Raw genomic sequence first — 11,679 nt, forward strand, 5'->3', positions numbered from 1 at the left:
TCTGGGCAAAATAAATGGTGCCGACTACCGGAATCGAACTGGTGACCTACTGATTACAAGTCAGTTGCTCTACCTACTGAGCTAAGTCGGCACGCTAAATTTTGTTTAAGCATTTCTGCTTAGGGAGCGATAATATACTGATTCAGTTTTTGATAATCAAGCATTTTTTTCACTCTAATTTGACGTTTCTTTCAAAGCACCAAATTATTTAATATGGTGCCCAGAGGCGGAATCGAACCACCGACACGAGGATTTTCAATCCTCTGCTCTACCGACTGAGCTATCTGGGCAACGGGGCGCTATTAAACGGATTTTTGTCTTTAGCGTCAACCCCTTTTTAAATAAAATGGCAAAAAAGCGCTTGTTTGTTGTTTTAATAAGCAAAAAAGCGCTTTTTGTCTCTTTTTTAAACTAGATTTTTCCGCTGTTAAACTCTTTTTTAAATTTGGTGACTTTTTCCAAGTAACGGCGAGCTTCTGCATTTGGGTGTTTTTTGGTCAGCGCCCAATATACTTGGTTTGCTTGCAGTGAGTTAATGTCTCTCATTGCGCGTTTTCTGTCTTTGCTAAATGTATTTAGCACTCCGCCTGTACCACCGTTATAAGCAGAAATCATGCTGTACTCTAAAGAAGTGCGGTTTTTTACATCTTTGAGATAACGATTTTTTAAGATGTAGAAGTAAGCGGTGCCGGTATCTATGTTTTGGGCAGGGTTGAAAAGATATTCAGGGCTAGGTTGACCGGAACGCTTTTTTACCAGCTTAAATACATCTCGTCCTGCGGTTTTAGGAACTACTTGCATCAGCCCGTAAGCATTCGCCCAACTTACCGCATAAGGGTTAAAGCTACTTTCCGTTTTTATGATGGCATAAATCAAATCTTCTGGAATGTCGTAGCGGCGTGAGGCATCACGGACAATATCAGCGTACTTATAACTACGAAGGTTGGCGTGGCCTTCTACCATCGGAATTTCAACATACCATGCTTGCTTAAAGTCGACTTTCTTTTTCTTTAAGCCTTTTTCTATCAGGTAATCAGCGTAACGGTTAGCACGCCATGACCATTCAATGGGCTTTTTATCCTGATCTAAAACCTGCTGGTATAAGAAGGGTTTTCCTGAAAGGGTGATTTCAGAAGAAGAGAAGAGATCAACGTGCGCAGGATCGTCAGGAGTTAATAGGGTGGTCACAATGGCTTTTTTTAGGTGCTGTTTGGGATTTGTGCCTGCGACAGTTTCAATGGTTACAATGCCATTGGTGAAATTCACATGGGCACGACTTAAATAACCATCGGTATATTTTACGTAATCACGCTTACCGGCCATGAGGACTTGTTTTTTCCCCCAACGCTGTTCGATGTTGCCGGAAAAGCTTTGAATCAGGGAATCAAGGGCATTGACGTCTTTTTCAAATTGACCGGGTAATGGGGCTAAATTTTTGGCAAATCGATTGGTTGTATCGTAGTTAACATCATACAAGCCTTCGATAAATTCGCGGCTGCAGCCTGTTAAGATGATTAAACTAGAGAGTAGGAAAAGCAGTTTTTTCATTAGCAATCTGTATAAAAAATGACATTATCTTTGAAGAGATAATGTCATTTTATGGCCGCTGATGTAAGCAGTTTTTCCAGAGAGTTAGAGCTCAGGAATTACTCTGATGGTGGTGTATAACCATCAATAACAACGTCTTGGCCTTCAAATAAGAAGTTCACCATTTCAGTTTCAAGTAATTTACGGTGCTCAGGATCCATCATGTTCAATTTCTTTTCATTGATCAGCATGGTCTGTTTTCCCTGCCACTCGGCCCACGCTTCTTTTGAAATGTTGTCAAAAATGCGTTTACCCAGATCGCCCGGATACAGCTGAAAATCTAGGCCATCGGCTTCTTTTTTTAAACGGGCACAAAAAACGGTACGGCTCATTGAGCTTCTCCTTGGTTTAATTCATAAGGCAGGCTATCAAGCAGACGCTGAACAGGTGCTGCTAAGCCAACCTTGGCTGGTTGCGACAAGTTATACCAAAGACCTGCTCCCGCTTCCATGACCAAATCTGGTTTACGGTTGAGATCAATCAGTACTGGAACAATATCAAGATGGTAATGGCTGAATGTATGTCTAAACGCAATAAGTGTTTCACGTTGTTTAATGTCTTTTTCAGGATCAATACCACGGTGTAGCAATTGCTGGTTTAGATCGTCATGGCTTTCTTCTGGGAAACACCATAACCCGCCCCAAATGCCCGATGGTGGGCGTTGCTCTAACCATACTTGGTTATCATGATGCAAAATGGCGAACCACGCTTGTTTTTCGGGCTTGTCTTTTTTCGGTTTTTTACCAGGAAAATCAAGCTGCCTGCTCTGAGCTTTGGCTTTACACATGCCTTCAACTGGGCACAGTTCACATTTGGGTTTACTGCGAGTACAGACCGTTGCTCCCATGTCCATCATGGCTTGGTTATAGCGTTCCACTCCTTCCGGTGGTGTGTGCTCCGTTGCGATGTCCCACAGTTGGTTTTCAACCGCTTTTTTACCCGGCCAGCCTTCAACAGCAAAACAGCGTGATAGGGTACGCTTTACGTTTCCATCTAAAATTGGGTGGTGCTGTTTTAACGATAAAGATAAAACGGCCCCTGCGGTTGAACGGCCAATTCCCGGTAGGGCTTGTACCTCATCAATATCCGTTGGGAAAACCCCATCATATTGTTCCACAATGGTTTTTGCCGCTTTATGTAAATTTCGTGCGCGGGCGTAATAGCCAAGACCTGTCCAGAGATGAAGTACCTCATCTTGTTCGGCATTAGCCAGATCGTGCACGGTAGGAAAACGTTCCATGAAACGTTCAAAATAAGGAATTACCGTGGTGACCTGAGTTTGCTGAAGCATAATTTCAGATAACCAAACTTTGTATGGTGTTTTTTCTAATTGCCACGGCAAGGTTTTACGACCGTATTTATCGTACCAGTTTAAAATGGCCTCGGAGAATGGAGTCACGACATGCTCTGTAATATTATTATTAATAACACAATTGCAACATAGGGCGCAGGATAAGTAAAACTAAAGATAACTCTTGCACCCTTGCAAGATCTTTGGATAATGCCCGATCCACAAACAATTGTTCAGGTAATGTGCAGGCAACCCGATTATGACTGAAGTCACCAAAGATGAATTTACCGAAGAAGGTAAAATAGTACGTAAAATTCGCAGTTTCGTTCGTCGTGAAGGCCGTTTAACAAAAGGTCAAGAGTCGGCAATGACGGAATGTTGGCCAACAATGGGCATTGATTTTTCTGAAGAAAAGCTTGTTTGGAGCGAAGTCTTTGGTAACGATAATCCAGTTGTTCTGGAAATCGGTTTTGGTATGGGTGCATCATTAGTTGAAATGGCTAAAAACGCGCCTGAGAAAAACTTCATTGGTATTGAAGTACATAGCCCAGGTGTCGGCGGGTGTTTAAGCTTAGCGCGTGAAGCAGGCCTTACTAACTTACGCGTTATGTGTCACGATGCGGTAGAAGTATTTGAACACATGATCCCAGACAGCAGCTTAGCGACGCTGCAATTGTTTTTCCCTGATCCGTGGCATAAAAAACGTCACCATAAGCGTCGTATTGTGAAAGCGGAATTTGCTGAAATGATCCGCACGAAGCTAATGGATGGTGGTATTTTCCACATGGCAACAGACTGGGAAAATTACGCTGAGCATATGTTAGAAGTTATGAGCGTTGCTCCGGGTTACTCGAATACATCAGAAACAAACGACTACATTCCTCGTCCGGATGATCGTCCTTTGACTAAATTTGAAGCGCGTGGTCACCGTTTAGGCCATGGTGTGTGGGATTTAAAATTCGCACGCGTAAAATAATAACACTGGAATCAACGTAACTGTTTGATCATTCGTGAAATAATAAAAGCCAACCTCTGCGTTGGCTTTTTTGCCCTTGGAGGTAAAAATGAAACCAACTGCCAAATTACTGTCTGGAATTCTTGATGAAGTTCGCCCACTGATTGGTGAAGGTGAAGTTGCTGATTACATTCCTGCGTTAGGCTGTGTACCCAATCATAAGCTGGCAATCGCTGTGTGTACGAATGATGGCGATATTATTAAAGCTGGCGATGCTGATGAAGCATTTTCGATTCAGTCTATTTCGAAAGTACTGAGTTTAACGCTGGCCATGATGTTGTATAAGCCAGAAGAAATTTGGCACCGAGTTGGTAAAGAGCCTTCAGGTCAGGCATTTAATTCACTGATCCAGCTGGAAATGGAGCAAGGGATCCCACGTAATCCGTTTATCAATGCCGGAGCGATCGTGGTGGCAGATTTGCTCCATAGCCGTTTGTCAGCACCAAGGCATCGTTTATTAGAGTTGGTGCGTGAATTATCGGGTGACCCTCATATTGTTTACGACAAAGCGGTAGCGGCTTCTGAAATGGAACACAGTGATCGTAATGCTTCGATTGCGTATTTAATGCGGTCATTTGGTAACTTTGATAACGAAGTGATGCCAGTGCTGAATAACTATTTCCATGCTTGTGCGCTGAAAATGAGCTGTGTTGATTTAGCAAGAACATTCAGCTACTTAGCAAACAAAGGACTTCCTTTAGGCGCAGAAAAAACAATTATCAGCCAGACTCAATCTAAGCAACTGAATGCGTTGCTGGCGACTTGTGGTTTGTATGATGGTGCAGGTGAATTTGCTTATCGCGTTGGGATGCCGGGTAAATCGGGCGTTGGTGGTGGCATTGTTGCTGTGGTTCCTGGTGAAATGAGTATTGCGGTGTGGTCTCCTGAATTGGATGCGTCTGGTAACTCATTAGCAGGCACTGCTGCATTGGAATTATTAGCTGAAAGAATAGGTCGCTCCATATTCTAATTGGCATCATGGTGCCAATATTTTAGAGGAGAGCTACGATGGCTGTTAGGCTTATTCGTCTGTTTTTAATCATTGTATTGGCACTACCTAGTTATTCTTTTTCAAATGCATTACCTACCTCTGAATGTCATTCAGATTTTCATAATAGCTTTTTAATTCGTGCTGGGGATGTGCAGTTTTTTTCCGGTGGACACCCTTTTACGGTGTCTCCTGAAGGTCGGCTTTATTTTGGTGTAAACCCAGTTGGTTTGGATGATCAGCAAACAAGGTTATTACAGCAATACAGTCAAACTCTTCGGCGTGATTTGAGCGTGATTAATTCAGCGTTGAGTGATCAACTGAAGCTTACTTGGGTGAATTTGGATCACGTGTTGGTGGCGCAGTTTGGCGCAGACAGTGCCATGCGTTCTGAGCTAGCACAATTTCATCTTCATATGCAGCAACGTCTGTTTGATATTTTTACTTCTCATCAGCATAACACTGAGCGTCTTCAGCATCATGAATTAGCCCGTTGGAGCCAATATTTATCTCCAAGGTGGTTAGTGTTTTCCGAACAGCTGGTACAAAGTGGCTTGGCTAATTTTGTGAATCGAGCGGGGAGCGAAATGGATCCTCTTCACGCATCCGCGCAGCATGTGTATTTATTCCAGCGTCAGTTTCGTAATCAGTTAGAAGATGAGTGGTTCAGAGTCCGTAAAGTAGAAGGGGAGCTTTGTGAGTTGTTTGCACAGTGGCAGGCACAAGAAGAGCAAATCCAATCGCAGATTCCAGCATTGAAGCAGTGGAGCACTGTGACCGTAGAGCGAAATGCGATTTAATGTTTCCCCCATTGGTGAAAATGGATAGAAAGCTTTTGGCCTACCATGATCTTTTTACTCTTAGGCCAGTCTGAGATGGCCTAAGAGTAAAAATGTACTGCGTTATTCTTCAGGCATAAAGGCGGCCAGTAAATCATTTAAAAACAGCTTGCCATGTTCGGTGATCTGCCAGTGGCTTTCGGTTTCACTTAAGTATTTTTTCTCAAGCGCCCAGTCAATAGTGCCTTGGATTTCGCTAATAGGGAGCCCTGTTCGGGTGACAAAATCTTGTTTTGGGCAGGCTTCTAGTAAACGAAAGCGATTCATAAAGAATTCAAACGCACGATCTTCTTTATCCACGCTTTGTTCATCACTTAAGTAAGCTTTGGTTAAGTCCATGTAACCACGCGGGTGTTTTACCTTTGTGGTTCGGATGATTTGGCCCTCTTCAAAGCTTACTTTTCCGTGGGCACCACAGCCAATACCAAGGTAGTCCCCAAAGCGCCAATAATTGAGGTTATGCTGACATTGATAACCCGGCTTACTGTAGCCTGAAATTTCATATTGCACATAGCCAGCATCAGTTAATCGCTGATGGCCTTGCTCAAAAATATCCCAGAGATCATCGTCGTCAGGCAATGTAGGAGGTTTCGAATAAAAGAGGGTATTTGGCTCAATGGTGAGCTGATACCAGGAAAAATGGGGAGGATTAAGCTTGATGGCTTGTTCTAGATCTTGAATGGCGTCGTCAATACTTTGCTCAGGAAGACCGTGCATGAGATCTAAGTTGAAGCTGTTTAGCCCTGCTTCATGGGCAAGGTTGGCAGCGTTAATAGCTTCTTGAGGGCCATGAATGCGGCCAAGGCGTTCCAGTTTGGCTTGCTGGAAGCTTTGTACACCAATAGAAATTCGGTTTACCCCTGCTTGGCGGTACTCAATAAACCTTCCCGCTTCCACCGTACCTGGATTGGCTTCCATGGTGATTTCGATGTTATCAGAAAAGGGTAAACGCTCTTCTACGGCTTTTAACAAACGGCCAATCTCTTTGGCTGAAATAAGGCTTGGCGTGCCACCACCAATGAAAATAGAGTGCAGTTTCCTTTTCTCGTTCTTCATATTAAAACGAGCAAGGTCGACGTCTAAATCATCGATCAGTGCATTGATGTAGATCTGCTCTGGGATCGTGGTTTTCAGCGCGTGTGAGTTAAAATCACAGTATGGGCATTTTTGTACACACCAGGGAATGTGAATATATAAGCTCAGTGGTGGTGGCTGTAACATTGTTCTAAAACCTTATTGTAGTGCTGCAAAAAGCTTTTTCAGGGCTTGAGCACGATGAGAAAGTTGCTTTTTACGTGCTGGTTCTAACTGTGCAGAGGCGCAGTTATCTTCTTCAACCCAAAACACGGGATCATAACCAAAGCCATTTTCACCAATGGCTTGTGTCGTAATCGTGCCTTCCCAAGCACCATGGCAAACCAGCGGCGTTGGATCGTTTTCATGCTTCATTAGCACTAATACACAGTGGAAACGGGCTGTGCGTTGCTCTGCGGGAACACCTTCCATCTCTTTTAATAGTTTAGTGAGATTATCCAGATCAGAAGCGTCTTCACCTGCGTAGCGAGCAGAATAAATACCAGGTGCGCCTTTTAGGAAATCCACTTCTAAGCCTGAATCATCGGCAATGGCAGGTAGGCCTGTTTCTTTGGCGGCATGGCGTGCTTTGATGATGGCATTTTCAATGAATGTTGTGCCTGTTTCAGCAACAGAAGAAACGTTGTAATCACTTTGTGCAACAACATCAAAACCAAAATCAGCCAGTAGATCGGCCATTTCTTTTACTTTGCCTTGGTTGCCTGTTGCCAATACGATTTTTTTCATAGCACGCCCTTTTGATAATTGAAAAAGTAATGGGGGCGTATGATAGCGGGGGAACGCATTAGGGGAAAGAGAAAGCGTCTTGTCGGGGAGGAGAGCCGTAAAGACATGACATGAATTTACGGCTTATATTAAGAGGACGGGGATCAGTCTACGTAGAATTTCTGATCAAACCTGACTTCACCATTGCCTTTTTTACCAGCGGCAACCTTCACTTTGAAGGTGTAATCTTCTTGATCGGTAAAAGGTACTTCAGTGATGTAGTAAATGGCGTTGCCATCACGAATTTCGCGAAAGTGCAGCTGCTTGATCTGGCCAACTAAATTTTTAGCGGTGCCAGTGATATTGGCTGGAACTGCTGATTTTTCAGGATCACTGTTATCAAGCACACTGATGTTGAGCACCGCTGAGTATTTACTTCGTTTGATCCGATAGGCTTTGGCCACTTCTGGTGTTAAAAAGGTCGACGTAAACGCAGAATAGTGCACATCAATACTGTCGATGGTTTTTACTTGCTCGGCTTGGACACCGAAAGATAAAGACAGAAACACGAGTAGGCTGAACAGTTTTTTCATTGCGGCTTCCTAATATTTTTATTCTTAGTATATAAAAAGACCGAACCTAGGCTGACTAGGCTCGGTCTTTTTGTGTTAGTTACAGTAGTTCGTTGATAAGGGCAGGGATCATCATAGGCTGAATGATACGAACCTGCTTATGGCGGCCCAGTTCGCCTTTTTCTATGATTATTTGCCCTTTGGCAACCTTAAACTGTTTGGCTAAATATTTACTTAAATGGCTATTGGCTTTGCCATTAACCGGTGGTGCGGTAATGGCGATTTTGATTTCATCACCATGTAAACCGACGATCTTATCTCGGCTGGCTTTAGGTTGAATATAAAGCCTTAAGATCAGATCGCCTTGGTCTTTTTTAACGGCTGGAGCTGTGCTCATTTTACAGCTGATACCACACAGGACCGATTAAATCGCCTACAAGGAAATTAGCAAATTGCAGAACGATGAACAGAACTAGAACACTGAGATCCAAACCGCCCATTTGTGGGATTACACGACGGATAGGCGCAAGCATAGGCTCGGTTAATTGGTGCATGACGTACTCAATTGGGCTACGGCCTTGGCTTACCCAACTTAGAATTGCTCGAATGATCAGTACCCAGAAGAGCAGGCCACCAGCGGCTTTGATCAGAGACGCTAATCCGATGAAGAAGAACGCACTACTGAAGCCAACGTTGCCACCTGTCAGTACCAGCTGCAGTAACACAAATTTCAGAACGCTTAGTACGTACGCAAATAAGATTGTTGCCATGTCTACGTTGCCGATAGACGGGATCACTCGGCGCAGTGGTGCAATCACTGGTTGAGTGGCTTTTACCACAAACTGAGAGAATGGGTTGTAGAAATCCGCACGTGCCACTTGCAGCCAAACGCGCAGTAGTACCACCATGATGTAAAGATCAAAAACGGTCGAGATTAGAAATTGCATTGCATTCATAGCTATAAACCTTAAAAAAGTTTTTCCATTTCTTCAGCACGAATTACGGCAGCTTGCATCGCTTTTGCCACAATTTCACTGAGTTGATGTTCATTAAACGTGCGTAGCGCTTCGGCGGTCGTGCCACCTTTTGAAGTGACTTGTTCACGTAGGGTTGAAAGTTCGGTGGTTGGGTTCGCAACGACCATTTCAGCCGCACCTAATGCGGACTGCTGTACTAGCTGGCGAGCAGTGTCGGCATCAAAACCTTGCTTGATGGCTTCGGCTTGCATGGCTTCCATGAATAAGAAAAAGTACGCAGGTGCGCTGCCTGCGGCAGCAATAATGGCGTTAATGCCAGATTCTTGCTCTACCCAAGATACTTCTCCTACTGCGGTCATCAGATCTGATGCGAAGGTTTTATCGACTTCAGGGACCTCAGAAGCAGCAAATAGCCCACTCATGCCTTTACCGATCAAAGAAGGTGTATTTGGCATTACACGGATTAAATTCAGTTGGGTGTTAAACATTTCGTTCAAACGTTGAACGGAAATGCCAGCGGCAATGGAAATCACCAGTTTGCCACTAAAGTCAACAGCATGAAGCTCTTTGGCAACCTCTTCCATTAACTGGGGTTTGACTGAGAGCACAATAACGTCTGCTTCTTGTGCCGCTTTTAAGTTATTAGAGTCGGTGTTGATGCCATAATCAGTGGCTAAAGGCTCACGGCGTGCAGCACTGGGTGCGGTTGCGGTGATCTTATCGGCGGCATAACCACTTGCTACTAACCCCGCAATGATGGAGCGAGCCATATTACCCGCACCAATAAACGTGATCTTTCGTTGTTCCATGTGTTCGGCTCCTTGCCTAACGCGTTTTACTTATTGGTTTTATTGTAATCTCGAGCACCAAAAATCGCGGTGCCGATCCGTACCATGGTACTGCCAGCTGTAATCGCAGCATCCATGTCTCCACTCATCCCCATAGAGAGGGTATCGATTTGTGGATACTGCTCTTTGAGTTGTTCTTGTAACGCTGCCAAATGTGAAAATGCGGCAAGTTGTTCATCGTAGGTGCTCACATTGGCTGGAATAGACATTAATCCGCGTAGTTCAATATTCGGCATTGTTTCGATAGCGGCTGCCAGTTCAAGCACCTGCTCATCAGTGGTACCTGACTTACTTGCTTCTCCACTGGTGTTTACTTGAATCAAAACTTGCAGTGGAGGCATGTGCGCAGGTCGCTGATCATTAAGCCGTTGAGCTATCTTTAATCTATCTACTGAGTGTACCCAATCGAAGTACTCAGCAACAGGCTTGGTTTTATTGGACTGAATAGGGCCAATAAAGTGCCATTTTAATTTCGTGGCTGTATCGTGTTCGTTAAAGTGCTGAACTTTTTCAACGCCTTCTTGAACATAGTTTTCGCCAAATTCTGTTTGGCCTGCCTCGATTGCCGCTTCCAGTGCTTCTATCGGTTTGGTTTTACTTACCGCCAGTAATTGCACAGAACCGGAGACTCGACCACATTTTTGTTCGGTAGCAAGTATCTGATTGATGACCTGCTCAATGTTTTGCTTGATACTAGACATAATTGACTTTACTGAGGAATGTTATGGATATCACCGAATTATTGGACTTTAGTGTAAAGCATAATGCGTCAGATCTACATCTTTCTGCGGGGGTTCCACCCATGGTTCGTGTGGATGGTGAAGTAAGAAAGCTCAGCTTACCTCCTTTTAGCCACGCCGATGTGCATCGTTTGGTTTTCGATATTATGAACGATAGTCAGCGCAGTGAATATGAGGAAAATCTCGAAGTCGACTTTTCTTTTGAATTGCCTAATGTGGGGCGCTTTAGGGTTAACGCTTTTAATCAGGCACGTGGTTGTGCGGCTGTCTTTCGTACTATTCCCGTTGAGATCCCTACATTAGAAGGCCTTGGTGCTCCTGAAATTTTCACGCAAATGGCGAATTACCAAAAGGGTTTGGTATTGGTGACTGGGCCGACAGGGTCAGGTAAATCAACGACGTTGGCCGCGATGGTGAATTACATTAATGAAAACTACAACAAACACATTCTGACCATTGAAGATCCGATTGAATTTGTTCATGAAAATAAGAAATGTTTGTTAAATCAGCGTGAAGTTCACCGCGATACCAACAGCTTTAAAGCAGCCCTTCGCTCAGCCCTTCGTGAAGATCCGGATGTGATTTTAGTGGGGGAGCTTCGTGATCAAGAAACCATTAGCTTAGCATTAACGGCGGCGGAAACGGGTCACTTAGTGTTTGGTACGTTACACACCAGCTCCGCGGCGAAAACGGTGGATCGGATCATTGATGTGTTCCCTGGTAATGATAAAGCCATGGTGCGTTCGATGCTGTCTGAATCCTTGCGTGCTGTGGTTGCCCAAACGCTGTTAAAACGTGTTGGTGGTGGCCGTGTTGCTTGCCATGAAATTATGATCGCGACCCCAGCGATTCGTAACCTGATCCGTGAAGACAAAGTGGCTCAAATGTATTCTATTATTCAAACAGGCTCTGCAATGGGTATGCAAACCATGGAGCAAAACTCTAAGCTACTACTGGCGCAAGGGTTAGTGGATATGGAAGAAATCAATAATAAAGTTGAGTCATCGGGCGTAGGGTTTTAA

Annotated in this window: 13 protein-coding genes, 2 tRNA genes and 1 pseudogene; 4 read left to right on the forward strand and 12 right to left on the reverse strand. The window is 44.2% G+C overall.

Going from position 1 to position 11,679, the window contains the following annotated elements; all coding sequences use genetic code 11:
- Positions 1-15: 15 nt before the first annotated feature.
- The 5 genes from MHO82_RS19280 to mutY form a co-directional block, all read right to left on the reverse strand.
- Positions 16-91: transfer RNA gene (locus MHO82_RS19280), tRNA-Thr, on the reverse strand.
- Positions 92-214: 123 nt separating this feature from the next.
- Positions 215-290: transfer RNA gene (locus MHO82_RS19285), tRNA-Phe, on the reverse strand.
- A 121-nt stretch (positions 291-411) separates the two neighbouring features.
- Entirely contained in the window at positions 412-1,548 is a 1,137-nt protein-coding gene (gene mltC / locus MHO82_RS19290) for a membrane-bound lytic murein transglycosylase MltC (RefSeq protein WP_239186527.1), read from the reverse strand.
- Between the two features lie 98 nt (positions 1,549-1,646).
- Positions 1,647-1,919 carry an oxidative damage protection protein gene (locus MHO82_RS19295; RefSeq protein ID WP_239186529.1) on the reverse strand — a complete coding sequence of 91 codons (273 nt, stop codon included), beginning with the start codon at positions 1,917-1,919 and terminating at the stop codon, positions 1,647-1,649.
- The gene (mutY, locus tag MHO82_RS19300; protein ID WP_239186531.1) at positions 1,916-2,986 is read right to left on the reverse strand and encodes an A/G-specific adenine glycosylase; all 1,071 of its coding nucleotides are present in this window, start codon (positions 2,984-2,986) and stop codon (positions 1,916-1,918) included. Before mutY ends, MHO82_RS19295 begins: the two co-directional genes overlap by 4 nt.
- Positions 2,987-3,137: 151 nt before the next feature.
- On the opposite strand from mutY, the gene trmB reads away from it, so the two are divergent.
- The 3 genes from trmB (at position 3,138) to MHO82_RS19315 (ending at position 5,681) form a co-directional block, all read left to right on the forward strand.
- Positions 3,138-3,854: a tRNA (guanosine(46)-N7)-methyltransferase TrmB gene (gene trmB, locus MHO82_RS19305; RefSeq protein ID WP_239186533.1), complete on the forward strand. Its 717-nt coding sequence runs from the start codon at positions 3,138-3,140 to the stop codon at positions 3,852-3,854.
- A gap of 88 nt (positions 3,855-3,942) precedes the next feature.
- Positions 3,943-4,863 (forward strand): glutaminase B, encoded by a 921-nt coding sequence (gene glsB, locus MHO82_RS19310; protein ID WP_239186535.1) that lies wholly within the window; start codon positions 3,943-3,945, stop codon positions 4,861-4,863.
- Between the two features lie 38 nt (positions 4,864-4,901).
- The gene (locus MHO82_RS19315) at positions 4,902-5,681 is read left to right on the forward strand and encodes a DUF2884 family protein (protein WP_239186537.1); all 780 of its coding nucleotides are present in this window, start codon (positions 4,902-4,904) and stop codon (positions 5,679-5,681) included.
- A gap of 102 nt (positions 5,682-5,783) precedes the next feature.
- Here MHO82_RS19315 and hemW read toward each other — a convergent pair whose 3' ends face one another.
- The 7 genes and pseudogenes from hemW to MHO82_RS19350 form a co-directional block, all read right to left on the reverse strand.
- Positions 5,784-6,941, reverse strand: coding sequence for a radical SAM family heme chaperone HemW (hemW, locus tag MHO82_RS19320; protein ID WP_239186539.1), 1,158 nt, complete (start codon positions 6,939-6,941; stop codon positions 5,784-5,786).
- A 12-nt stretch (positions 6,942-6,953) separates the two neighbouring features.
- Positions 6,954-7,541: an XTP/dITP diphosphatase gene (locus MHO82_RS19325; RefSeq protein WP_239186541.1), complete on the reverse strand. Its 588-nt coding sequence runs from the start codon at positions 7,539-7,541 to the stop codon at positions 6,954-6,956.
- 143 nt (positions 7,542-7,684) lie between these two features.
- Complete coding sequence (locus MHO82_RS19330) at positions 7,685-8,113, reverse strand: DUF4426 domain-containing protein (RefSeq protein ID WP_239186543.1); 429 nt, start codon at positions 8,111-8,113, stop codon at positions 7,685-7,687.
- A gap of 79 nt (positions 8,114-8,192) precedes the next feature.
- Entirely contained in the window at positions 8,193-8,489 is a 297-nt protein-coding gene (gene yggU / locus MHO82_RS19335; RefSeq protein ID WP_239186545.1) for a DUF167 family protein YggU, read from the reverse strand.
- A 1-nt stretch (position 8,490) separates the two neighbouring features.
- Positions 8,491-9,048, reverse strand: a complete 558-nt coding sequence (locus MHO82_RS19340; protein WP_239186547.1) for a YggT family protein — start codon at positions 9,046-9,048, stop codon at positions 8,491-8,493.
- A gap of 11 nt (positions 9,049-9,059) precedes the next feature.
- Positions 9,060-9,881, reverse strand: a pseudogene (proC, locus tag MHO82_RS19345) (pyrroline-5-carboxylate reductase); the annotation flags it as partial.
- Between the two features lie 23 nt (positions 9,882-9,904).
- On the reverse strand, positions 9,905-10,618 hold the full coding sequence (locus MHO82_RS19350; RefSeq protein WP_239186551.1) for a YggS family pyridoxal phosphate-dependent enzyme: 714 nt from the start codon (positions 10,616-10,618) through the stop codon (positions 9,905-9,907).
- A 23-nt stretch (positions 10,619-10,641) separates the two neighbouring features.
- Here MHO82_RS19350 and MHO82_RS19355 point away from each other — a divergent pair, with 23 nt between their 5' ends.
- Positions 10,642-11,679, forward strand: coding sequence for a type IV pilus twitching motility protein PilT (locus MHO82_RS19355; RefSeq protein WP_239186553.1), 1,038 nt, complete (start codon positions 10,642-10,644; stop codon positions 11,677-11,679).

The sequence above is a fragment of the Vibrio sp. Of7-15 genome (assembly GCF_022347565.1).
In the GTDB taxonomy this organism is placed as follows: Bacteria; Pseudomonadota; Gammaproteobacteria; order Enterobacterales; family Vibrionaceae; genus NORP241.